This window comes from Corallococcus sp. RDP092CA (assembly GCF_041903675.1).
Lineage (GTDB): Bacteria > Myxococcota > Myxococcia > Myxococcales > Myxococcaceae > Corallococcus.
The window spans coordinates 67,457-89,842 of record NZ_JAYESI010000006.1; the positions used below are offsets into that span (position 1 = coordinate 67,457).

At 71.7% G+C, this 22,386-nt stretch carries 19 protein-coding genes; 12 read left to right on the top strand and 7 right to left on the bottom strand.

Annotated features, from left to right (window positions below):
• Positions 1-12: 12 nt before the first annotated feature.
• From U8525_RS09170 to U8525_RS09180, 3 genes are all read right to left on the bottom strand, one after another.
• On the bottom strand, positions 13-135 hold the full coding sequence (locus U8525_RS09170) for a hypothetical protein (protein ID WP_374263829.1): 123 nt from the start codon (positions 133-135) through the stop codon (positions 13-15).
• A gap of 63 nt (positions 136-198) precedes the next feature.
• Positions 199-669 carry a hypothetical protein gene (locus tag U8525_RS09175; RefSeq protein WP_374263831.1) on the bottom strand — a complete coding sequence of 157 codons (471 nt, stop codon included), beginning with the start codon at positions 667-669 and terminating at the stop codon, positions 199-201.
• Positions 670-1,082: 413 nt separating this feature from the next.
• On the bottom strand, positions 1,083-2,981 hold the full coding sequence (locus U8525_RS09180) for a ribonuclease R family protein (RefSeq protein ID WP_374264214.1): 1,899 nt from the start codon (positions 2,979-2,981) through the stop codon (positions 1,083-1,085).
• A gap of 165 nt (positions 2,982-3,146) precedes the next feature.
• On the opposite strand from U8525_RS09180, the gene U8525_RS09185 reads away from it, so the two are divergent.
• Positions 3,147-3,635, top strand: coding sequence for a helix-turn-helix domain-containing protein (locus tag U8525_RS09185; RefSeq protein WP_374263833.1), 489 nt, complete (start codon positions 3,147-3,149; stop codon positions 3,633-3,635).
• A 23-nt stretch (positions 3,636-3,658) separates the two neighbouring features.
• Positions 3,659-4,231, top strand: coding sequence for a PIN domain-containing protein (locus U8525_RS09190; protein WP_374263835.1), 573 nt, complete (start codon positions 3,659-3,661; stop codon positions 4,229-4,231).
• A gap of 3 nt (positions 4,232-4,234) precedes the next feature.
• Here U8525_RS09190 and U8525_RS09195 read toward each other — a convergent pair whose 3' ends face one another.
• Positions 4,235-5,227, bottom strand: coding sequence for a hypothetical protein (locus U8525_RS09195; protein ID WP_374263837.1), 993 nt, complete (start codon positions 5,225-5,227; stop codon positions 4,235-4,237).
• A 265-nt stretch (positions 5,228-5,492) separates the two neighbouring features.
• On the opposite strand from U8525_RS09195, the gene U8525_RS09200 reads away from it, so the two are divergent.
• Both U8525_RS09200 and U8525_RS09205 read left to right on the top strand, forming a co-directional pair.
• A complete protein-coding gene (locus U8525_RS09200) occupies positions 5,493-8,552 on the top strand; it encodes a protein kinase (RefSeq protein ID WP_374263839.1) in 3,060 nt (1,019 codons plus the stop codon).
• 122 nt (positions 8,553-8,674) lie between these two features.
• Positions 8,675-9,400 (top strand): head GIN domain-containing protein, encoded by a 726-nt coding sequence (locus tag U8525_RS09205; protein WP_374263841.1) that lies wholly within the window; start codon positions 8,675-8,677, stop codon positions 9,398-9,400.
• 429 nt (positions 9,401-9,829) lie between these two features.
• Here the strand turns inward: U8525_RS09205 and U8525_RS09210 are convergent, their stop codons facing one another.
• Positions 9,830-10,849, bottom strand: coding sequence for an aldo/keto reductase (locus U8525_RS09210; protein WP_374263843.1), 1,020 nt, complete (start codon positions 10,847-10,849; stop codon positions 9,830-9,832).
• Positions 10,850-11,041: 192 nt separating this feature from the next.
• On the bottom strand, positions 11,042-13,270 hold the full coding sequence (locus tag U8525_RS09215; RefSeq protein WP_374263845.1) for a tenascin-X: 2,229 nt from the start codon (positions 13,268-13,270) through the stop codon (positions 11,042-11,044).
• A 221-nt stretch (positions 13,271-13,491) separates the two neighbouring features.
• Between U8525_RS09215 and U8525_RS09220 the strand changes: the two genes are divergently transcribed.
• The 8 genes from U8525_RS09220 (at position 13,492) to U8525_RS09255 (ending at position 22,190) form a co-directional block, all read left to right on the top strand.
• Positions 13,492-13,749: a hypothetical protein gene (locus U8525_RS09220; RefSeq protein ID WP_374263847.1), complete on the top strand. Its 258-nt coding sequence runs from the start codon at positions 13,492-13,494 to the stop codon at positions 13,747-13,749.
• An 8-nt stretch (positions 13,750-13,757) separates the two neighbouring features.
• Entirely contained in the window at positions 13,758-14,084 is a 327-nt protein-coding gene (locus U8525_RS09225; protein ID WP_374263849.1) for a hypothetical protein, read from the top strand.
• 501 nt (positions 14,085-14,585) lie between these two features.
• On the top strand, positions 14,586-16,175 hold the full coding sequence (locus tag U8525_RS09230; RefSeq protein WP_374264216.1) for a serine/threonine-protein kinase: 1,590 nt from the start codon (positions 14,586-14,588) through the stop codon (positions 16,173-16,175).
• 113 nt (positions 16,176-16,288) lie between these two features.
• On the top strand, positions 16,289-17,242 hold the full coding sequence (gene gshB, locus U8525_RS09235; protein WP_374263851.1) for a glutathione synthase: 954 nt from the start codon (positions 16,289-16,291) through the stop codon (positions 17,240-17,242).
• A gap of 20 nt (positions 17,243-17,262) precedes the next feature.
• The gene (locus U8525_RS09240; RefSeq protein WP_374264218.1) at positions 17,263-18,030 is read left to right on the top strand and encodes a tRNA1(Val) (adenine(37)-N6)-methyltransferase; all 768 of its coding nucleotides are present in this window, start codon (positions 17,263-17,265) and stop codon (positions 18,028-18,030) included.
• Positions 18,031-18,145: 115 nt separating this feature from the next.
• On the top strand, positions 18,146-18,652 hold the full coding sequence (locus tag U8525_RS09245) for a DoxX family protein (RefSeq protein WP_374263853.1): 507 nt from the start codon (positions 18,146-18,148) through the stop codon (positions 18,650-18,652).
• Between the two features lie 105 nt (positions 18,653-18,757).
• Positions 18,758-20,701, top strand: a complete 1,944-nt coding sequence (locus tag U8525_RS09250; protein ID WP_374263855.1) for a CapA family protein — start codon at positions 18,758-18,760, stop codon at positions 20,699-20,701.
• Positions 20,702-20,915: 214 nt separating this feature from the next.
• Positions 20,916-22,190, top strand: a complete 1,275-nt coding sequence (locus U8525_RS09255; protein ID WP_374263857.1) for an MFS transporter — start codon at positions 20,916-20,918, stop codon at positions 22,188-22,190.
• Positions 22,191-22,197: 7 nt separating this feature from the next.
• Here U8525_RS09255 and U8525_RS09260 read toward each other — a convergent pair whose 3' ends face one another.
• Complete coding sequence (locus tag U8525_RS09260) at positions 22,198-22,365, bottom strand: hypothetical protein (RefSeq protein ID WP_374263859.1); 168 nt, start codon at positions 22,363-22,365, stop codon at positions 22,198-22,200.
• Positions 22,366-22,386 lie beyond the last annotated feature (21 nt).

The window sequence follows — 22,386 nt, forward strand, 5'->3', positions numbered from 1 at the left end:
ATCACGAACGCGTCACTGTTCAGCAAGCATCCGCTTCACAAGCCCATCGAGCAATGACAGCAGGCGGTTTTCATTGAGCCCTTCATGGTGTTGACACAGCACTTGCTGGCCGGTCGCGATGCTGAGGATCTCCATGCTTCTGCTCGGAGGATCCTGTTCGAAGGGCGTCGAACAAGCCCGTTTTCATTGGCTCCCCACTCAGGGCCTTGTTGCCGCACGCGGTGATTTCGCCAGCGCGCTGAGCGCCTCTCGCAGGAGGTCTCCGGTCATCACTTTCAACTTGGAGAAGTCGAGTCCCTCCAGGGTGAGCTGGCGCGCCACCGTGGAGGCGGGCTCAGGAAGGGCCTCCACGCGGATGGGATTCGCCGGTGCGGCCACCAGTCGGTAGGGGCCTCCATTTATATCCGCGTCGAACGCGAACACGCCCCGCGCCGCCATCAACTGCCAGGTGTGCTGGAATGGCGAGAGCACCTGTGTTTCAGAGAGACCATCCGTGGGTCCCGGCAACGCGAGGATCGCTTCAATCGCGTCATCGTGAGCATCCGTATCCCGCAGGAACGCTTCAGGGGCATGGCCTCCACCCGCCGTGCTGAAGAACCCGACATGGCCCGAGCCATCACACGCGATCCAGTCGTATTCATATCCCTGGATCTCTCCCGGTTCGTTCATGGTCGTGCCTCGGAAAGGGAATGACGCTGGCCGCCAGGCGGAGACATACGTCCACGCCGTCACCACGTTGGCGATGGTGATGGAGCATATCTCCGTCCAGGGCGTGGTGGTGGTGGTCGAGTTCCAGCCGCTCCCGCTGTTGGTGGTCGTATCTGGTAGCGCTCCTGGCGATGAGCAGGAAATCCCAGCCCCCATGCCGCTGAGATTCTTCTTTTCATCGGGCCTTTGATTCCATGGCAGAGCCCTGCGCATGCCGCGTATGGGAATGCCAACCTTCGAGTCGGCGCATGCTCGCGGGCGGGACCGGAAGTCGGGTGTTGGGGCGCTCGCGGACCGGATACGCGACGGGCCCGCGAGTCTGGTTCACCGATTTTTCACGGACCCTGTCTGGAAAGGCCCTGCGGGGTGCTTCGCTATTCGACCAGGGCGAACTCCACCCGGCCCAATTGCTCATCCGTGGAGACGACCTTCACGGTGACGGGCATGCCCACGGTGAAGGTCCGCGTCTTGCCCACCATGGACAGCTCGCGCGTGTCCGGACGGTAGGGACCTCCGGCGAGCCCCTCCGCCGGCACCATGCCCTCCACCCACATGCCATCCAGCTGCGCGACGAGGCCGAAGGGCTTCACGCGCACGATGCGCGCGGGGAACTGCTGCCCGATGCGGGCGGACATGAAGCGCGCTTCCAACTCGTGGTGGCGGTCCGCCTCCGCGCGGTTGGCGGAGCGGGCGCGCACGTTGATGTGCTGGGAGAGCTTTTCAATCTCCGGGTCCTCGTGCACGAAGTCGCGCTTGCCGTGCAGGTACGCCTTGATGAGCCGGTGCACGGCGAGGTCCGCGTACCGGCGGATGGGCGACGTGAAGTGCAGGTACAGGGGCGCGGCCAGCCCGAAGTGCGGGCCCGGCTTCACGGTGTAGCGGGACGGCCCCAGCGAGCGGCGCAGCACCGAGCGCAGCGCGGCCTCCGCCTTCGCGCCGGAGATCTGCCGGTCGAACGCGGCCAGGGCCAGCGGGGTGAGCCGCGCGCTGAAGCCCGCCGCGAACCCGGAGTGCAACGCGAACGCGTTCAGGTCCGCCACGCGCTCCGGATCCGGCTGCTCGTGCACGCGATACACGGTGGGCACGCCGCGGGTCATCAGCCAGGTGGCGATGGCCTCGTTGGCGGCGACCATGAAGCGCTCGATCATGTTGTGCGCGGAGGTGTCCTTCTCCCCGGCGAGCCCGGACACGGCGCCCGTGGCGGTGTCGAAGGTGAAGCGCGCCTCGTCTCGGGACATGGTCATGCCGCCCCGGGCCGCGCGCGACACGGCGAGCCGCGCGGACGCCAGGCGGAACCAGGGCATGGCGTCGCGCACGGGCTCCATGGCGGGGGACACGACGTTGTCGTCGAGGAAGCCCGCGACCTCGTCGTAGTTCAGCCGCGCCCAGGAGCGGATGAGGCTTTCATAGACATCCGCGGCGGTGACGCGGCCGTCGGGGTCGATGCGCAGCTCGACGGTGAGGCAGTGGCGCTCCTCGTTGGGGACCAGGCTGAGCCAGTTCGCGGACAGCTCCTCCGGGAGCATGGGGAGCACGCGGCCGGCCAGGTAGACGCTGGTGGCGCGGGCGCGGGCCTCCAGGTCCAGGGGGGTGCCTTCCTTCACGGACTCGCTCACGTCCGCGATGGACACGAGCAGGCGCACGGCGCCGTCAGGGCCGGCGGGCAGCACGGAGATGGCGTCGTCGATATCGCGGGTGGACGGCGCGTCCACGGTGACGGTGGGGATGGAGCGCAGGTCGCGCCGGGCGCCGCCCAGGGCGTGGGGGCGCTCCTTCGCGCGGCGGGCCTCCTCGCTGACGTCCGACGGGAAGTCCCGGTGGAGGCCGTGGCGGGCGATGACGCGCTCCAGGGAGCGGTCGGCGCCGGGCTCCAGGCGGTAGAGGAGGACGACCTTGCCGTCCGCGATGCGGGCGACGACGGCGTCATTGTGCTGCACGGGGGTGGTGCCCGGGTCCAGCGGCCAGTCCGTGTTGGAGACCTCCCGGTCGATGCGCAGGAAGAAGGCGCCCTTGCGCGACACGACCTCGCCATAGACGACGGTCCGGGTGCGCTCCACGAGCGTCAGGCCGGACGCGGTCCACCGTTCCTCGCCGGTGGCCGTCACGGTGGCGGAGACGACGTCGCCCGCGAAGAAGGGGTTCAGGTCCGGAGGCGGGATGAAGGCGGACAGCACCTCCAGGGTGCCGGGCTTCTGCACGGTGAGGAAGCCGAAGCCACGGGGATGCACGTCGACGCGGCCGGTGACGGTGCGCGGGGAGGCGGTGGTGTCCATGTCGGCACTGTCGTAACCCACCTCCAGGGCGGGCGGGGAGATCCTGGGATTCATGTTGCACTTGAGACGCCTGTGGCACGCCATCCTGACGGGTTGTCAAAGAGGTCACTTGCGTTTGCGTCGGATATGAACATGATTCCCAGAGGGCCTCGCCAGGAGGAAGCCATGACTTCACACACCGATGACCTTCCGACCCGGGCGTCGGAGCCTGTCGCCGCCAGCGATGTGACCCTGGAGCAGGTGCGGAAGCTCGCGCAGCTCATCACCCGGGAGCTGAGCGACAAGGGTGGCGGGCACCCGCTCTTCTCGCTGCTGGGCCCGAACCATGAGTCCGTGCCGCTGCCGACGGATGTGCTCACGTTGATGCAGCAGCTGCTCGCCATCCTCGCATCGGGGGACGCCGTCACCGTGGTCCCCGTCCACAAGGAACTCACGACCCAGCAAGCCGCGAACCTGCTCAATGTCTCGCGGCAGTACCTGGTGCAGTTGCTCGACGAAGGGCGGATCCCCTTTCACCGCACAGGCACCCATCGTCGCGTCTACAGCAAGGACGTCCTTGAGTACCGCGCACGGCAGAAGACAGACCGCCGCTCCCGGCTCGACGCGATGATTCGCGAGAGCCAGGACGGCGGGGGCTATCCCGAACTCGACTGAAGCTCGCGAGGACGCCCCACTCCGTGATTCATGCTCCGTTTCCTGTCGTCCTCGATGCGAACGTCCTGATTCCCCTCACCGTCTGCGACACGTTGTTGAGCGCGGCGCATGAGGGGCTCATCCAGATTCACTGGACGGAGCTCATCCTCGAGGAGACGCGCCGCAACCTCGTCAAGGCCATCGGCTTGTCGGAAGAGAAGGCCGCGCGGCGCGTGGCGGCCATGAAGGCGGCCTTTCCCGAAGCCATGGTGACGGGCCATGAGGGGCTCATCGCCTCCATGACCAACCCGGAGAAGGACCGTCATGTCCTTGCCGCCGCGGTCCACGTGGCCGCCCAGACGCTCGTCACGAGCAACCTCCGGGACTTCGAGAGACAACACCTGCCCGCGACACTTCAGGCCCAGTCACCCGATACCTTCCTTCAACACCTGCTCAGCCAGTCGCCGGAAACCGTGCTGGAGATGCTCCGGGCCCAGGCCGAGGCCTTGCGCAATCCTCCCATCTCCCTGATGAGACTCCTGGACGGATTGGCGCGCAGCGTACCGGGCTTCGCTCGTGAGGTCCGCGAGCTCTTGCCCCCTGCCCTCCACCGATGACAGTCACTGGAAGCCAGGGGGCCTTTCGCTGTCTGTCTTCAGCCGTGGGCCCGGGTTCAATTCGAAGACGAGCCCGAACTGCCAGAGGCTGATGCGCTCCAGGAAGAGGATGTTGTAGTAGTCCTGCCCCCGCACGTACCGGGCGAACACGCCGAAGCCGGACGCCCAGCGGGGGTTCGCCGCCGCCTCCACGCTCAACGTGGCCCGCTGGTGCGGCGTCTCCCCGAAGGGACGCGAGAACGCTCCCTCCAGCCGGAAGCGGTGGCCGTTCAGCGTGCGCAGCCCCACCAGCCCCAAGCCCCAGTGCCCATCCCCATACACCTCGCGCTGCTGCGGGCTCATGCCTCCGGGCCCGATCGATGAGTTCAACTCGAAGAAGGCGTTCGCCCCCACCAGCCACGCGCTCGAGCGGTGCGGATCCACCGCGAACCCCAGCTGGCTGTGCAGCTCGAAGCGCAGCAGGTTCGTGGAGAAGCTGCCCGTGATCTCGTTCAACGGCAGCGTGCCCCCGGCGGGCTCGCAGTTCGGGTCCGTCCCTGTCTGGTTCGCGAAGAAGCACCCGTCCTCGCCGTTGGAGTAGTGCCCCACGATGACGTTCAGCCCCAGCGCCAGCGACCGGGGCGGCCCGCGCTTGTCCGGCCCGTGCAGCAGCCGCAGGTGCGCCGCCTGGAGCGTCAGCTTCGGCATGTACGACGGCGGCAGGATGGGGTTGCTCTCCGTGTTCAACACCCGCAGCCGGATGTTCGGCGTGAACACCAGCGAGAACAGCGTCTCCCTCCCGTCTTCCTTGAAGTCGCCCCGCCTCAGCTGCGGCAGGAACAGGTTCGGCGCGAACTGCCCCTCGAAGAGCAACGGCAAGGGCGACTCCGGGTCCCCCTGCCGGTGGATGCGGCTGGGCGACACGAACAGGTACGTCCGGTCCAGGAACAGCTGCGTCTGCAGGTCGTAGTCGACGTACCACCCCTTCGCCCACGCCACGCCCCCACCCATGAGCATGCCCACGAGCGCCCCCACCCCCCGCCCCCACCGCCTCGCCTGGCATCCGCGCATCCGCATGACACGCACCGTACCGAGGCCCCTCCCGTTGTCCCTCCTCCCCCGAGGCAGCCCTCCGGTGTCGGACAGTTCGCCCGCCCCGCTCCAGAAACCCTGTGCTCACCCGGACGGAGGCACATCCTCGTAAACCCTGGCATCCCGCCAGAAACGGGGGTCCGGGCCTTTCGCGCCGGCGCCGGCGCCGGTGTAGAGTCGGACCCCTTCAATGGCTGGGACGACGCTGACGCTCACCCCGGACGGGTTCCGTGGCCGGGTGCTGGGCAAGTACGAGGTGCTCTGCCGCCTGTCGACGGGCGGGATGGCGGAGATTTTCCTCGCGGCCCAGCGGGGGCTCGCCGGCTTCCGCAAGATGGTGGTGCTGAAGCAGATCCTCCCCGACATCCGCGGCGAGGAGGAGTTCGTCCGGATGTTCCTGGACGAGGCCAAGGTCACGGCCGCGTTCAACCACCCGCACATCGCCCACGTGTATGACCTGGACGTGGCGGACGGCGAGCTGTTCCTCGCCATGGAGTTCGTCCCGGGCGCCACGCTGGTGGAGGTGGCCCGCGCGTGCCGCTCCGCCCACGAGCCCATCCCCATCGGCCTGAGCCTGATGTCCGTGCGCGACACGGCCGTGGCGCTCAACTACGCGCACAGCTTCACCGACCCGCTGGGCCGGCCCTCGCCGGTCGTCCACCGCGACGTCGCCGAGAAGAACATCATGGTGACGTACGAGGGCGTCACCAAGCTGCTCGACTTCGGCATCGCCAAGAGCCTCGCTCGCGCGGGCCGCACCGCCGTGGGCATGGTGAAGGGCACCAGCGGCTACATGTCCCCGGAGCAGATCATGGGCGACCCGCTGGACGCCCGCAGCGACCTGTTCAGCCTGGGCGTCGTGCTGCACGAGTGCCTCACCGGCATGCGCCTCTTCTACGCGAAGAGCGCCGAGGCCATGATGAACGCCGTGCTGAGCGGGGACGTGCCCCCGCCCTCGCGCGTGAACAAGGAAGTACCGCCGGAGCTGGACGCCATCGTCCTCAAGGCGCTCGCCAGGAGGCGCGAGGACCGCTACAGCACCACGCTGGAGTTCGCCCGCGCCATCGAGCGCGCCGTGGGCCCGCGCATCTGGCACCCCGAGCAGAGCAGCGAGCTGATGCTGCGGCTGTTCGCCGAGCGCCGCGACCAGACCCGCCTGCTGCTCATGAGCGCGCAGTCGTCCGGGGACGGCACCTCCAGCGAGACGCAGGTGGCGAAGGTGATCGCCGGGGGCGGAGACGTCCCGGAGCCGGTCGTCGCGCCTCCCGCGAGCGCCCTGCCGCAGGGTTCCTCCACGCTGCCGCCCCGCGCTCCCGCGGCGCCTCCCAAGGCTCCCGCTCCGGCGAAGGCCCCGCCGGCTCCCGCGCCCGGCGCGTCCGGACGCCGGAACACGACGGAGGAGCTGTCGGTCCGCAAGCCCGCCGCGGCGGCGTCCTCGCGCCGGGTGTCGCCTCCGACGGAGCCGAGCCGGCCTCCGCCCACGAATGAGCTGTCCGCGCGGCCCGACGACTCCGAGCCGGGCGTGCGCACCCAGCCGGCCCTCCCGCCGGTGGTGCTGGATCCGTCGCTGCGCATCACGGCGTCCCAGGTCACGACGTCCCCCGGCTACGCCGAGGGAGAGACCATCCTCACGCCCCTGTCGCGCGTGGGCGCGCAGCCGCCGGGCTTCGGGCCGCCCACCGACGAGCCCCGGGCGCGGGGTGGACGGGAAGGGCTGTCCGAGGAGGGCCGCGCTCGGCCCACCCGGGATTCCGCCCATGGCTCCGAGGAGCCGCGGCCGCGCTCCGGACGTGATGCCGCGGAGGACTCGCGGGTCCGTGCGGAGGAGCCCCGGGCTCGGGCCGCCCGGGATGCGGCCCATGCGGAGGACTCGCGCCCCCGGCCGCCGCGCGAGCCCCCGAACGGAGCCGCCGACGAGACGCGGGTCCGGCCTGGCCGTGACGCCTCGAATGGCGGCTCAGAAGACTCGCGGCCCCGCCCTCCTCGCGACGCCTCGAACACCAGCGCCGAGGACGCACGTGCCCGCTCGCCCCGTGACGCCTCGAATGGGTCCTCCGACGAGACGCGGATCCGGTCGACCCGTGATGTCTCGAATGGGTCCGAGGACGCACGCCCGCGTTCAGCCCGTGAGGCCTCGAACGGCTCCGCCGAGGATTCCCGGCCCCGTCCCCCTCGCGATGGCGGGAACGGATCCGACGAAGCACGGTCCCGCGCTGCTCGGGACGCCTCGAACAACGGTGCGGAGGACTCCCGTCCGCGGCCCTCGCGCTCCTCCACGCTGGACAGCCTCCGCGTCACCCAGCCTCACACTCCGCCACAGCCCCTGCTGAACGACAGCGCGACGGCCATCTCGCGCGTCCCGTCCCTGCCTCCCGAAGAGGCCCCGGAGAACACGCCGGCCGTCCGCCGCTCGCCGTCCTCCCGCCGCAAGCAGTCCTCGCCTCCCTCGCGCTCCACCCCGGCGCGCGCCTCCGGCCGCCCCACCGAGCCGCACGACTTCGTCGCCGAGGCGCACGCCGCCCCTCCCCGACGCGGCAGGGGCGCACTCATCGCGCTCGGCATCGGGGTCCTCGGCATCGCGGGGCTCGGCGTCACCGTCGCCCTGGGGCTCGACGGCGGCCGCGTGTCCGCGCTCTGGAGCTCCGCGCTCGCTCGCAAGCAGGGCGCGAACTCCTCCACAACTTCTCCACCGCCTCCCTCCCCTGGACCCGAGGCCCGGAAGCCCGCCCCCGCCGAACCCACCGCGCCGGAACCCCCCACCGCCGTCGCCGACGCCACACCTCCCGACGACGCCGCGACGCCTCCGGAAGCCGCGCCCCCGGAGCCGCCGCCTGCCGGCAGCGAGACCGCCACCGCTCCCGACGACGCCCCGAAGGCGAAGACGCACGCCCCCGTCCGCAAGGCCAAGCGCGACGCCAGCGACCCGGCGGCCACCCCGGCGCGCGGCAGGTCCCGCACCGTCGCCACGCCCGCCGACGCGCAGGCCGACCTCCCCGCCCCGGATGACAGCGCCACCGAAGCGGCCGCGCCCCAGGGCTTCCTCACCCTCGTCACGGAGCCTTCCGCCCGCGTGTCCCTGGCCGGCCGCTCCCTGGGTGAAACCCCGCTCACCAAGGTCGCCCTCCCGGTGGGCAGGCACACCCTGAAGCTCGTGGACGGCACCGGCCGGCCCCTGAAGCTCCTGGTGGAGATCAAACCCGACGACACCACCTCCGTCCGGGTCCCCCTGGAGATGCTGGCCAACCCCTGATCCCGTCCGTCCGCCGGACGGGTTCCCGCCACCCCCACGCAATCACCCACCGGCGTCCAGCGTACCCGGGGCATTCCGCCGGGACGTGCTCCCACGTCCTCGCGCCTTGCCCGGAGCCACCCATGAGGATGCCCTCGCTGTCCCTGCTCGCCGCCTGCTGCATCGCCGCCACCGCCTGCACCGCTCACGCGGAGGACGCGTTGAAGCCCTCGTCCCAGGGCTCGGGCGAGACGCGCCAGGTGGAGGACTTCCACGGCGTCTCCGTGGGCCACGGCATGCACGCCGAGGTGAAGGTGGGCCCCAAGTCCGTCCGCCTGGAGGGCTCCCCCGAGAACCTCTCCCGCATCCAGCTGGAGGTGGAGGACGGCATCCTCACCACGCGCGTGAACCGCAAGGGCTGGAGCGGCCTCAACGGCCGGGTGAAGCTCATCGTGTCCTCGCCCCGCATCGACCACGTGGGGGCCAGCGGCGGCAGCCACATGGACGCCGAAGCCACCGGGTCCGGTGAGTTCGACGCCGAGGCCAGCGGCGGCTCCATCCTCACCGTGCGCGGCGTGGACGCCAGGAAGGTGGAGGCCGAGTCCAGCGGCGGCTCCGAAATCACCCTCAGCGGCCGCGCGACGCAGCTGGAGGCCGAGGCCAGCGGCGGCTCGCAGGTGCACGCCCAGAAGCTCCAGGGCATCACCGACCTGAAGGTGGAGGCCAGCGGCGGCTCCCTCGTGGAGGCGGATGCCCCGTCCAGCGTCTCCGGTGACGCGTCCGGCGGCAGCATCATCCGCCTGTCGAAGCGGCCCCAGAGCTCCAACGTCGACGTCAGCGGCGGCTCGCGCCTCGACGCGGCGAACTAGTCAGCCGCGGCACCGGGAAAGGTTGGCCGGGCCCCGGGGATGACCCGGGGCCCGGACAGGACCCCCACGAAGCAAAAGAGACGCCGCACACCGGACCTCCAAGGTCATCCGGGCGACTGTCCTTCCACGTGGATGCCGACCGCACGGGTGTGCTGCCGGCAGGCGCGTGGGCCCCATGGAACGCGCTCGAGTGACCGAACGCTTCGCAGTCCTCAAGATATTGGAAGTCCGCCCCAATCCCAAACACCCTCCGTGTCTTTCGCCGCAGGACCCGCAGGGGAACCTGGGTCACGCGCAGCCTGCCGTCCCCGACAGGCTGTAAGAACGACCGCACCGCGCTCACACGGTGCGTCGTTGAGACGCGGCAGGTCGGGTCCATCCAGCGATGATGGAAAACTCCGCGCGCGTGGGACTCCTGGAGCAACCGGATCAGCGGGCCGGAGGCAGGCGGTCCGCGTTCTGCCGCTCCACCATCCAGCCGGGGTACTCGGGGGGCAGCCTGGAGACGGCGTCCAGCTTCGCGAGCTGCTCGGGGCTGAGGCGCAGCTCGGTGGCGGCCAGGTTGTCCTCCAGCTGGGCCTGCGTCTTGGCGCCGAGGATGACGGTGGTGACGTGCGGCTGATGCAGCAGCCACGCGAGCGCCACGCGCGCCACGCTGGCGCCCGTCTCCTTCGCGACCGCGTCCATCACGTCGATGGCGTTGTACGCGCGCTCGCGGTCCACGGGCGGGAAGTCGAAGGTGGTGCGGCGGGCGCCCTCGGGGCCTTCGGCATCGCGGCGGTACTTGCCGGACAGGAAGCCGCCCGCGAGCGGGCTCCACACCATCAGGCCCACCTGCTGGTCCTTCATCAGCGGCACCAGCTCGCGCTCCAGGTCGCGGCCGGCGATGGAGTAGTAGGCCTGGAGCGACTCGAAGCGGGACAGGCCGCGGTGGTCGCTCACGCCCAGCGCCTTCATCAGCTGCCACGCGGCCAGGTTGGACGCGCCCAGGTAGCGCACCTTGCCCTGGCGCACGAGGTCGTCCAGCGCGCGCAGCGTCTCCTCCAGCGGGGTGGCCACGTCGTAGCCGTGGATCTGCAAGAGGTCGATGTGGTCCGTGCCCAGGCGCTTCAGGCTCGCGTGCACCGAGTCGAAGATGTGGTAGCGCGACAGGCCCACCTCGTTCGGCCCCGGGCCCATGCGGCCGCGCACCTTGGTGGCCAGCACCACCTGCGACCGCTTCGCCGCCAGCGCCTTGCCGAGCAGCGCCTCCGACTGCCCATACGAATACACGTTCGCGGTGTCGAAGAAGTTGATGCCCGCGTCCAGGCACCGGCCCACCAGCGCGTCGGCCTCCGCCTGGCCCTGCTGCCCGATGTTCTTCCAGTAGCCCTCGCCGCCGAAGGTCATGGCGCCGAAACACAGTTCAGAGACAAACAGGCCGGTGCGGCCCAGCGGACGGTAGTGCATGTGCGTGTCACCTTGGGTGGAGGGGAAGGCGGCCCCTCTTAACGCCCGGTGCCCGGCCCCGCAGCAGGAAGACGCGCGATGATGGACGCGCGCCGGCTGTGGAGAAGTTGGGGGCGGAGGCCGCCTGGCTTCTCGAGCGGCTTCAATCCCTCTCGGCTCCCAATCGCGCTCACGCCGTGAGCCGGTGAGGGCTCAGCGCCCGCGCACCGGATCCTCGTGATGGTCGTGCCCCGGCCCGCCGAACGTCCCGGGCCAGGGCTCCTCCGCGGGCTTCAGGCCCGGGATCGGGAAGCGGCGGAAGCGCGCCTGGCTGTACGCGTAGGGTGGATCGCACTCGCCGCACGTCGTCGCGTTGTCCATCATCACCACGCTGTCCGGCCCCAGCTCCAGGAACTGCGCGGGCGTCGCGGCGTCCGACACCGGGCACTGGAACACCTCGCTGCCGTCCTTCGCGCTCACCGCGAACAGCACCGGCCCCCGCGCGTCCAGGCCCGTGCCCACCACCACCGTCTCCGGCGGCTGGCCCGGCCAGGACGCCCAGCTCGCCAGCCGCACCTCCGGCGCCACCGGCCCCGGCCACCCCTGGAACCCATGCGTCCAGGACGGCGCGAGCGTCGGCAGCGCGTAGCCCTCCAGCGTCCACTCGCCCACGGTGTCGTCCTCGGACGGCGAGGGGATGAGGTGCGTGGACGTCGCCAGCGCGCGGCCCAGCCCCCGGGGGAAGGTCTGTGAGGCCACCGGCTGCCCGTCCTGCGTGCGCAGCGCCTGCGTGGAGCGCTCGTTGAGCAGGAGCCCGTTCACGATGGCCAGCTCCCCCGCGGCGAAGGCCTCCGTCTTGCGCCAGCGCGGCACGCCGTCCTGCGAGAACGCCATCAGCAACGTCGGCGCTCCCGGATACAGCGGCGCCCCCACGTTCTGCGTGGGCCCGAACGCCACGTACACGTCGCCCGCCGCGTCGGACGCCACGCCGTAGGGGTGCGGGTGGTTGCACTCGGCGAGCAGCGGATCCGCCAACGCCTGCGCGGACACCATCCCGCCAAAGGCATCCAGCACCACCAGGAAGTACTGCCGGCACAGCGTGTCGCGCGCCGTGCCCGCCGGGTACGCCTCGAAGAGGGCCGCCAGCCGGTCCGGCTGCATCACCCCCAGCCGCGCCATGAACAGCGTCGTCAGCCCCTGCGTGAAGTCCGGCCGCGCCGTCGTCAGGTCGAACGTCCACCGCGGCGAGCCCGTCACCCGGTCCAACAGCGACACCTGCCCGGACAGCGGCAGGTCCATGCACAGCAGCCGGTCGTTCCACAGCATGCACCGGCGGCCGGACACGCTCGCGCGCACCGGCACCGGGCCCGCCGCGTCCAGCAGCGCCGGCACGAAGAAGCCCACCAGCGTCACGTCCCCCGTGGGCCCCACCAGCAGGTCGTGCAGCGCCTCGCCGTTGGAGGCCGCGTCGTAGGTCCAGTCCGGCGCCAGCGCCGTGGCGGTGGGGCGCTCGCACACGGAGCCCTTGCACCTGCCCGGCCCCTGGCAGGGGCTGGCCGGCGCGCAGGTGAAGTTGTCCGGCGGGTCGCGGCGCTGGCACGCCCCGTCCAGGCACACGTCCGCCGCGTCACAGCCGCGCTCCGGGCCGCAGAACGTCCCGTCCGGCGCCTTCGCCAGCGTGCACCCCCCCTTCGGATCGCACACGCCCACCTGGCACTTGCCGTCCCCCGGGCACGGCGGCGCCGGCACCGACGTGCAGCCGTCCAGCGGGTTGCACACGTCCGTGGTGCACGCGTCGCCGTCGTCGCAGGCGCGCTCCGTGCCCTTGCACCGCCCCGCCGTGCACGTGGCGTCCTGGATGCACGCGTTGCCCGGGTCGCACGCCGTGCCGTCGGGCAGCTGCGTCTCCACGCACGCCTCCGCCGCCGCGTCGAACGTGGAGGCGTGGCAGGCCACCGGCGTGGGGCAGTCCGGGTACGGGTTCGCCTCGCCGCGCAGCTCCACCCGCACCTCCCCGCCCCCCGGCGCCCGCCCCACCAGCGTGGCCGTCCGCGCGCCCGTGGCCTCCGGCTTGTAGGACAGCCGGACCGGGACCTCGCCCGGCGCCATCCGCGTGGGCAGCCCCTGCGCGGCGAAGGGCGGCGTCAGCTGCGTCCACTCCACGTCCAGCGTCGTCCGGCCCGCGTTCATCACCCGGAGCTCCACCTGCCGCTCCACCTGGGGGTAGCTGGCCGGGAACGCCACGGCCTCCTGGGAGACCCGCAGGAGGCTCCGCGCGCCCGTCAGCGGGGGCTCGTCCCGGCAGGCGCCCGCGAAGGCCAGGAGGGCCGCCAGGGCCATTGCCAGGGCCACCGGCCGGCCCTGCCGCGCCCCGGAAGCCACCGTTGGAGCCCCCGGAAGGCCCGTCAGGCCCCCACTGCCCACCGTCCGCGTGCGCGCCATCGAGCCTCCTGCCCTGCCTTTACACCCCTCTCCATCCCCGCGTCCCACGGCATCCCACCCCCCAGGGTTTCAGGATTGGGCATTTCCGGGCCTGAGTTTTTTTCAGCCCCAAGGGTCTGGAGTCGCTCCAACCTCCCGGAACGACAGGCCTGTCGCAGGGTACGGTTCTGGCAACGTGCGCGGGCATGACCCTGGCTGGCCCTCCGCACGATTCTCCAGGATTGCAGGCCTTCACCGTGCTCATCGCCCGGGGCGTGCAGTCCACCGTGGACGGGCTGCCGGCGGAGGTCCGGCGGGCGGTGCTGGCCGAGCTGTTCCGACTGGGGGCTCGCGCCAGTCAGGCGCACGCGGGGCAAGCGGCGGACTGCCCTCCCTACACCCTGTGCCTGGACGTGGCGGACTGCCGGATGCACGTGGAGCTGGACCCCACGCGCACCCGCCTGTCCCTGACCGGCCTCACCCGGCCCCGGCCGCACTAGAGGACCTGGTGAACGAGCGGTGGACGTATGGGCAGATGGTGCCCCGGCGTGCGGGCTACGAGGAGAGCTGGGAGCTCACCTACCGCGTGGAGCAGCTGCGGGAGCTGGTGGGCCAGGAGCTGCACCTGGACGCGGCGCTGTCCGAGGAGCTGGACGACATCCTGGCCCGCCTGGTGATGCGCAACCAACGCCTGCGCGGCCTTCAGCGCATGGTGTCCGCGGAGCGCGAGCCGGAGGACCTGGCCCTGCACCGCGCCGCCCTGGAGGCCATGGACCGGCAGCTGCTCCAGGAGCTGCCCGGGCTGCTGGAGCGGCTGCGCGCCACGCTCCTGTAGCGCGGGGGCCTGCGCCGGTTGCCGTCCCGCGACGGGCCCGGAGGTCCTCCCCCTGTGCGCGGGACCCGTCTTCTTCACCAGTCTTAATGGAGTGTTGATCAAACGGTGGAAGCGGTAGGGGAAGCCGAGTTGGGGAAAAGTCAGCAAGCCTCCGGATTCATTCGCGAATCGGCGATCTGCTACATGTGGGCAAGTTGCCGGTTTCCCCCGGGCATCCACAGCGTCGCCGCCGGGCCACCGGTTGTCCACAGGGCGCTCCACACCATCCACAGGTGATCCACAGGGACCCCGGGGGGCGTGCGGGACGGCGTGCGGGCCCTCCCCTCCCGGGCTCCGCTGGCAAGGAAGGACCCGGATGCAACAGCCCTGTTATGGTCCGGCCCGGTCTTCTTCACGACGCGGGCGCCATCCTGGCTGGCGCTGGAGGATGAGCTCATCGACTTCTATCGGGGCGAGCGCATCGGGAAGTACGAGGTGCTCACGCAGCTGACCGTGGGCGGCATGGCGGAGCTGTTCCTGGGCTACACGTCGGGCCCGGGGGGCTTCCGCAAGTACGTGGTCATCAAGCGCATCCTCCCGGACGCGCGCTCCAATGAGCAGTTCGTCCGCATGTTCCTGGACGAGGCGCGCATCACCGCGGCCTTCAACCACCCGAACATCGCGCAGGTGTTCGACCTGGGGGAGGAGGACGACGGGCTCTACCTGGCCATGGAGTTCATCGGCGGGCAGAACCTGAACCAGGTCACCAGCGCGTGCCTGAAGAAGCGCCAGCCGGTGCCGCTGGCCTTCACCCTGTCCGTGGCCCGCGACGTGTGCCTGGCGCTGCACTACGCTCACACCTTCACGTCCCCCGGCGGCGAGCCCAGCCCCGTCATCCACCGCGACGTGGCGCAGAAGAACATCATGGTGACCTACGACGGCACCGTGAAGCTCCTGGACTTCGGCATCGCCAAGGCGAAGAACAGCCTGGAGCGCACCAGCGTGGGCACGGTGAAGGGCACCACCGGGTACATGTCCCCGGAGCAGGTGCGCGGCGATTCGCTGGATGGCCGCAGCGACCTGTTCTCCGTGGGCGTGGTGATGCACGAGCTCATCACCGGCGAGCGGCTCTTCGCGGGCAAGACCGAGCGCGACGAGATGGTGAAGATCCTCGAGGACCCCATCCCGTGGCCCTCGGTGCTGCTGCCGCACATCTCCGAGGACATCTCCCGCGTGGTGATGCGCGCGCTGGAGCGCAACGTGGACCGCCGCTATCCGTCCGGGCGGGACATGGCGCGCGCCATCGAGAAGGCGGCCGGCGGCAAGCTGATGGACGCGGACCAGCGCGCCGCGCTCATGAAGAGCCTGTTCGCGGAGCGCATGGCGGCCACGCGCTCCCTGCTGGAGAGCGCGGACGTCACGACGAGCAGCCAGGTGCTGGCGTCGGCGAAGCGGGCGCTCCAGAAGGATGACGGCCCCTACCTGCCGGAGCGCAAGGCCACCGCGCTCAGCGTGGTGGAGGCGCGCAAGAAGGCGGAGATCGCCAGGCTGCGCGCGGAGGCGTCCGGCAGCGACGAGACCGCGCCTCCGGTGAAGCGCTCGAGGCTGGGCGCGGTGTGGGCGCTCCTGTCGCTGTCGCTGCTCCTGGGCGGGGCCTACGGCGCGTTCCGGATCGTCCAGCTGCTGGAGGCCGAGGAGAAGGCGCCCCCGCCCCCTCCCATGGGCCTGGGCCCCATGGTCCCCATCCGGCCGCCCGAGTCGCCCGTGCCCGACGCGGGCGTGGCCGCCGCGGAGGCGGACAAGGGCAAGGACAAGGACCGGGGCGCGCGGGACCGCGATCCCGACAGCCGGGATGACGCCAACGCCAACCGGGGCAGCCGGAGCCGCAAGGGCAAGGGCGAGGTGACGCTCTTCCTGGACGAGCCCGCGGAGGTCTTCCTCAACAACAAGTCCCTGGGCCCCGCGCCGCTGGTGAAGCGGTCCCTGCCGGTGGGCCAGGCGGAGCTGGTCCTGGTGGGCGCGGACAAGAAGCGCCGCGTGCTCGCGGTGCCGGTGGAGGCGGGCAAGCCCGTTCGCCTGAACCTCAAGCTGAGGGAGCTGCCGGGCCGCTGAGCTGCCGGGGCGGGGCCCCTGCTCCGCGGGGGACCCGCGTCCGTTCCGGCTTGGACGGACGCAGTCGCGAAGGAGCGGCGTGGGCGGAGGGCGTCCGCTATCTTCGCCCCCTCATGGCTCTCTCCCTTGGCTTCCTGATGGACCCGCTCGAGAGCGTGCGGGTGGACCACGACTCGACGTTCTCGCTGATGCTGGAGGCGCAGCGGCGGGGGCACGACGTCTACTACTTCGAGCAGGGGTGGCTGCGCTTCAACGGTCGGTGCTCGGAGGCGCGCATGCGCCGGGTCCGGGTGCGGCGCGAGCCGGGCCGCCACTTCGACGTGCTGTCCGAGGACGTGCGGCCCCTGTCGAAGCTGGACGTGCTCTTCCTCCGCAAGGACCCGCCGGTGGACGCGGACTATCTGCACGCCACGCAGCTGGTGGAGCTGTGTCCGGACCGCGCGCCCGTCTTCATCAACGACCCGTCCGGCATCCGCGACGCGAACGAGAAGCTCTTCACGCTGAACTTCCCGGACCTGATGCCGGAGACGCGCGTGACGCGCGAGCTGTCCGTGGTGCTGGAGTTCGCGGCGAAGAACCCGCAGGGCACCATCCTCAAGCCCATCGACGGGTTCGGGGGCAAGGGCATCCTGTTCCTCGCGCCCGGGGACCGCAACGCGCGCTCCATGGTGGAGCTGCTCACGCAGGGCGGGAAGGAGCCCATCCTCGCGCAGGCCTACGTGCCGGAGAGCCGCCTGGGCGACAAGCGCATCATCCTGGTGGATGGAGACCCGGTGGGCGCGGTGCTGCGCGTGCCGTCGGACGCGGACCACCGGGGCAACATGGCCGCGGGCGGCACGCCGATGAAGGCGGAGATCACCGAGCGCGACCTGCTCATCTGCCAGCGCCTCAAGCCGTCGCTCCAGGAGAAGGGGCTGACGCTGGTGGGCATCGACGTGCTGGGCGACTACCTCACCGAGGTGAACGTCACCAGCCCCACGGGCCTGGTGGAGGCGAGCCACCTGGACGGCGTGTCCTGCGAGGCGCGCGTGCTGGACGTCGCCGAGCGGATGCACGGCGCGCGCTGAACGTGGCCGCTTCCCTCGGGATGCCGGAGGACGGCGAGACGCTGGACTCCATTGGGACCGCGGACGTGCGCGTGTTCCAGCGCCGCGCGGGCTACCGCTTCACGTTGGACGCGGTGCTGCTGGCGCACTTCGCGGCCACGGAGGGCGGCGACCTGCCCGGGCCGGTGCTGGAGCTGGGCGCGGGCAGCGGCGTGGTGTCGCTGCTGCTGGTGAAGCAGTTCGGCGTCGCGGGGCCGGTGGACGCGCTGGAGCTCCAGCCCGCGGTGCACGAGCGGCTGACGCGCGCGGTGGCGCTCAACGGGTGCGAGGGCCGGGTGCGGCCGGTGCTGGGCGACCTGCGGCGGGCGCGGACGCTGTTCACGTCCGGGGCCTACGGGCAGGTGGTGTCCAACCCGCCGTTCCGCCGGGCCGAGGCGGGCGTGGTGAGCCCGGACGCGGAGCGGGCCGTGTCCAAGTCGGAGGTGGCGTGTGACGCGCCGTCCGTGGTCGCGGCGGCGCGGCATGCCCTGCGGCCCGGAGGCGGCGTGAGCCTGGTGTATCCGGCGGCGCGGCTGGCGGAGGTGCTGGGCGTGCTCGCGGGCGCGCGGTTGTTCCCCCGGGTGCTGCGCGCCGTGCATGCGCGGGTGGACGCGCCCGCCACGCGCTTCCTGGTGCAGGCGCTGCGCGACCAGGACCGGGGCCTGGTGGTGCGCCCGCCGCTCATCGTGCACGGCGCGGGGCCTGGCGGGTACAGCGCGGAGGTGGCGGCGCTGATGGACGTGCCGCTGGCGGAGCGGAGCGGGGGTTGAGCGGTCGCCCGCCGAGCGTGGGGCCCTGCGAGCGTCGGGGCCGGAGCGGCGGGCGCATCACAACGTAAGGGGCACTTCATCCACCGGACGTCCGCGTCCCGACGAGGAGAGCCCCATGAACGTGACGCTGCTGAGCGAACAACCGTCGCTGCTGAAGTCGGCCGCGCTGCTGCCCCCGCGCCTGTCGCTGGGCGCGACGATGATCAAGCACGGCATGGCGAAGCTGAAGAAGGAGGGCACCGAGCAGCACGCGGGCATGTTCGAGCAGATGGGCATCAAGCCGGGCCGCCCGTGGGTGCTGGCCACGGGCATCACGGAGCTGGCGGCCGGGGTGAGCTCCATCCTGGGCATCGCGACGCGCCTCACGGCGCTGGGGGTCATCGTCACGCAGGCGGTGGCCATCGCGAAGGTGCATGGGAAGAACGGCTTCGACGTCACCAAGGGGGGCTATGAGTTCAACGTGGCGCTCATCGCCATCGCGCTCGGGACGCTGATGCGCGGGCCGGGGCGGCTGTCGCTGCACAGCGCGCTGGAGCGGCGGGTGAAGCGCCGGGAGCTGAGGCACCTCCGGCTGCTGCCGCGTCAGCGCCGGGGCTCGGTGCTGCTCGACGCGCTCGGGTAGCGGGGGCCTTCGAGGGAGGTGGGGGTGTTGCCTGCCCGGCTGCTGTCGAGCCGGGCCCGTGGGGAGCGCCCCTGCCCCCGCTTCATCCCGTAAGATGCGCGGGCCATGGCCCCCCCGTCCGTCCTGCTGATGCTGGCGCTCGCCGCGCCCGCCGCGTCCGTCCCCAACTTCTCCACAGCCGAGTCCTCCAGCGCCGCGCGCCTCACCGAAGCGGGGCTGGCCTCCGTGCGCTCCGTCATCCGGGACGCGAGCGCCGGGCGGCTCGAAGCGGCGGGGCTCGCGTCGGTGCGGGGGGCCATGGGCAGCTCGCAGGTGACGCGGCAATTGGAAGCGGCGGGGCTCGCGTCCGTGACGGCCGCCACGCGGGACCGTTCCGCGCTCGCGAGCACCACGGGCGTCGTGAAGCCCGCGAGCTTCGCGTCCCAGGGTGCGTCCGCCGGTGTGACCTTCGTGGATGGCACGCCCTCCAGCGACTCCGCTGCGGTTGTCTCGATGCGGATGCCCGCGGGGCTGGCCCAGGCCGCATCGCCCGCGACGGACGCGGCGCCTGCCACGGGTGCCGCATCGCCCGCGACGAATACGGTGCCCGCCACGGGCGCCGCGCCCGCTCCGGCGCAAAGCCAGACGGCAGCCCTCTCCGAGGCCGGCCGCATCGCCGTGGAGGCCAGCATCGGAGCCCTGCGCGCCGCCGCCATCGCGATGCACGGCAAGCCCGGCACCGCTCCGGCGATCGCCGTGGGTCAGCCGGACGAGCACTACGCCCGGGGCGTGGAGGCCCTCAAGTCCAGGGACTCGCGCACCGCCATCGCGGAGCTGGCCGCGTGCGTGCAGGCCGCGCCGTCCCGCACCGACTGCCGCTGGGAGCTGGGCTGGGCCTACTCCGTGGAAGGCCGCTGGGCGGACTCGCTCGCGCAGTGGACGCAGGTGCGCGCGCTCAATCCCAACCAGCCGGACCTGGAGGGCGCGCTCGCGCAGGCCCGCAACCAGGTCGCGCTCCAGGCGAGGCTCGCGCAGCCCGTGGACAGCGCGCCCCGCCCTCCCCCACCGCCGGGCGCGAAGCTGCGCATCCGCGCCGCCGGTGACCTGATGCTCGGCACCACCGTGCCGGAGGGCTACCTGCCCCCCGAGGGCGGCGGCAGCGTCATCGCGGCCGTGCGCCCGCTGCTGGAGGACGCGGACCTCACCTTCGTGAACCTGGAAGGGCCGCTCTGCGACACCGGCCGCACCACCAAGTGCCGCTCGCCCGCGAACTGCTACGCGTTCCGCTCCCCCACGTCCTTCGGCGAGTACCTGAAGCAGGCCGGCGTGGACGTGGTCTCCACCGCGAACAACCACTCCGGCGACTTCGGCGAGGAGTGCCGCCGCGCCACCGAGGCCACCCTGGACGCGCTGGGCATCGCCTGGAGCGGCCCGCCGGGCAGCGTGGCCACCGTGGAGCGCAACGGCTTGAAGATCGGCCTCGTCGCCTTCCACACGTCCGCGGGCTGCAACCACCTCAACAACCTGCCCACCGCCACCGCGCTGGTGAAGCAGACCGCCGCCACGCACGACATCGTCATCGTGTCGTTCCACGGCGGCGCCGAGGGCGGCAAGGCCCTGCACGTCCCACCCGGCAGGGAGCTGTTCTTCGGCGAGGACCGCGGCGACCTGCGCGCCTTCACCCACGCGGTGGTGGACGCGGGCGCGCACCTGGTGCTCGGCCACGGCCCGCACGTCGCGCGCGCCATGGAGTTCTACCAGGGCCGCCTCATCGCCTACTCCATGGGCAACTTCGCCACCTACGGCCGCTTCAACCTCAAGGGGCCGCAGGGCCTGGGCATGATCCTGGAGGTCGAGCTGGACGCCCAGGGCCGCTTCTCCAACGGCCGCATCCTCCCCACGAAGCAGGTGGGCGAGGGCATCACCCAGCCGGACCCCGCCGCGAGCGTCGTCTCGCTGGTGCGCAAGCTCACCACCGAGGACTTCCCCGACACGGGCGCCCGCATCGCCGACGACGGCCGCGTCACTCCGCGCAAGTCGCCCGCCACGGCCACCAACACCGCGCCGTAGCGCCGCCCCTTCACGACAGCGCCGCACCCGCACCCACGGAACGAGCACCTCCGTGGGTGTCTTGCAGGTCACGCATCGCGCGTCACCGTCAGGGAATGCGCGCTTCGGTGAAGCCGGGCTGCTGCCTGGGCTGCCGTGCGCTTCATTGCGCCACCAAGGGTGCCGCGCCGTGCAACGCGCGCGCGGGGGGCGTGCGTTAAGACAGAACTCCGCCGTGCCCGCCCACCGACTTCCACGACTGACTTCGCTGCGCCCGTTCGAATACCCCGGCTACTTCTCCGTGTGGCTGGGCGCGCTCATCTCCAACATCGGCACCTGGATGGAGACGGTGGCGATGGGCGTCTACGTCACGCAGACCACCGGCAAGGCGGAGTGGACGGGCGGCATCGTCGCGCTGGCGTTCCTGCCCGCGGTGGTGCTGGCGCCGGTGGGCGGCGCGCTGGCGGACCGCTTCGACCGGCGCGCCTACGCGGGGCTGGGCAGCCTGCTCCAGGCGGTGCTCGCGGCCGTGCTGACGGTGCTGGCGTTCCGAGGGCAGCTGTCGGTGCCCGTCATCGGCGTCATCTCGTTCCTCAACGGGTGCGTGAGCACGCTCACCGCTCCGGCCTTCTCCGCGCTGCTGGCGGAGCTGGTGCCGCCGCGGGAGCTGCACCTGTCCACCAGCCTCAACTCCGCGCAGTTCAACCTGGGCCGCATCCTGGGCCCCACGCTGGCCGCGGTGGTGTTGCAGGCGGGCGGGCCCGCGTGGGCGCTGCTCGCCAACACGCTGTCCTTCTTCGCGGTGCTCGTCGCGCTGTGGCGCGTGGTGCCGCCCGCGCGGGACCCGTCCGCGAAGCGCGAGCCGCTCTGGGACGGCATCCGCCGCGGCATCACCGTGGCGCGCGACGACGAGGACATCTCCCTGGTGCTGGTGGGCACCTTCTTCGTGGCCGCGCTGGTGGCGCCCTTCATCGGCCTGGTGCCGGTGTTCGCCATCCGCGAGCTGGGCCAGGGCGCGGCGGCCACGTCGCTGCTGGTGACGTGCCAGGGCGCGGGCGCGGTGACGGCGGCGCTGTGCGTGGGCACGCTCGCGGAGCTCTTCGGGCAGCGCAAGCTGCGCGGCTACGCGGCCACGACCATCGCGGTGCTGGCGGGCGTGTACTGGCTGGCGCCCACGCTCCAGGTGGCGGCGGTGTGCATCTTCTTCCTCGGCGCCAACTACCTCCTCCTGATGAGCAGCCTGAGCGCGGCCTGCCAGAACCGCGTGCCGCGCGAGCTCCAGGCCCGCATGAGCAGCCTCTACAGCATGGTGCTGGGCGCGGGCTATTCGCTGGGCGTCTGGTTCCAGGGCGCGCTGGCGGACCGCTTCCACCTGCGCTTCGTCACCATCGGCTCCGCGGCCATCTTCCTCGCGCTGGTGCTGACCGCGCGCCTGCTCAAGCCCGCCCGCTTCGAGAACGAGCCCCTGGCCCAGGCCGAGGTGCGGCCGTTCTCCGACAGCGCGCACTGACGCGCGGTCAGTCCCCCTCCAGGTCCCGCTTCAGCCTCGTCAGCAGCCTCACCGCGTTCGTGGCGTAGGAGCTGATCCACCGCGAGTGGATGTGCTGGATGGGCGCGGCGTTGAGGGGGTTCCACCGCGTCCGCCCCTCCTTGCGCGACAGCACCAGCTCCGCCTTCTCCAGCACCTTTTCGAGTGGCCCGCGGAC

Bases quoted from the DNA above. Each gene is read 5' to 3' on its own strand.
- U8525_RS09170 (WP_374263829.1), bottom strand. From the start codon at position 135: ATGGAGATCCTCAGCATCGCGACCGGCCAGCAAGTGCTGTGTCAACAC.
- U8525_RS09245 (WP_374263853.1), top strand. From the start codon at position 18,146: ATGAACGTGACGCTGCTGAGCGAACAACCGTCGCTGCTGAAGTCGGCC.
- U8525_RS09185 (WP_374263833.1), top strand. From the start codon at position 3,147: ATGACTTCACACACCGATGACCTTCCGACCCGGGCGTCGGAGCCTGTC.
- gshB (WP_374263851.1), top strand. From the start codon at position 16,289: ATGGCTCTCTCCCTTGGCTTCCTGATGGACCCGCTCGAGAGCGTGCGG.
- U8525_RS09210 (WP_374263843.1), bottom strand. From the start codon at position 10,849: ATGCACTACCGTCCGCTGGGCCGCACCGGCCTGTTTGTCTCTGAACTG.
- U8525_RS09175 (WP_374263831.1), bottom strand. From the start codon at position 669: ATGAACGAACCGGGAGAGATCCAGGGATATGAATACGACTGGATCGCG.
- U8525_RS09215 (WP_374263845.1), bottom strand. From the start codon at position 13,270: ATGGCGCGCACGCGGACGGTGGGCAGTGGGGGCCTGACGGGCCTTCCG.
- U8525_RS09240 (WP_374264218.1), top strand. From the start codon at position 17,263: ATGCCGGAGGACGGCGAGACGCTGGACTCCATTGGGACCGCGGACGTG.
- U8525_RS09205 (WP_374263841.1), top strand. From the start codon at position 8,675: ATGAGGATGCCCTCGCTGTCCCTGCTCGCCGCCTGCTGCATCGCCGCC.
- U8525_RS09180 (WP_374264214.1), bottom strand. From the start codon at position 2,981: ATGGACACCACCGCCTCCCCGCGCACCGTCACCGGCCGCGTCGACGTG.
- U8525_RS09200 (WP_374263839.1), top strand. From the start codon at position 5,493: ATGGCTGGGACGACGCTGACGCTCACCCCGGACGGGTTCCGTGGCCGG.
- U8525_RS09250 (WP_374263855.1), top strand. From the start codon at position 18,758: ATGGCCCCCCCGTCCGTCCTGCTGATGCTGGCGCTCGCCGCGCCCGCC.
- U8525_RS09230 (WP_374264216.1), top strand. From the start codon at position 14,586: ATGGCGGAGCTGTTCCTGGGCTACACGTCGGGCCCGGGGGGCTTCCGC.
- U8525_RS09195 (WP_374263837.1), bottom strand. From the start codon at position 5,227: ATGCTCATGGGTGGGGGCGTGGCGTGGGCGAAGGGGTGGTACGTCGAC.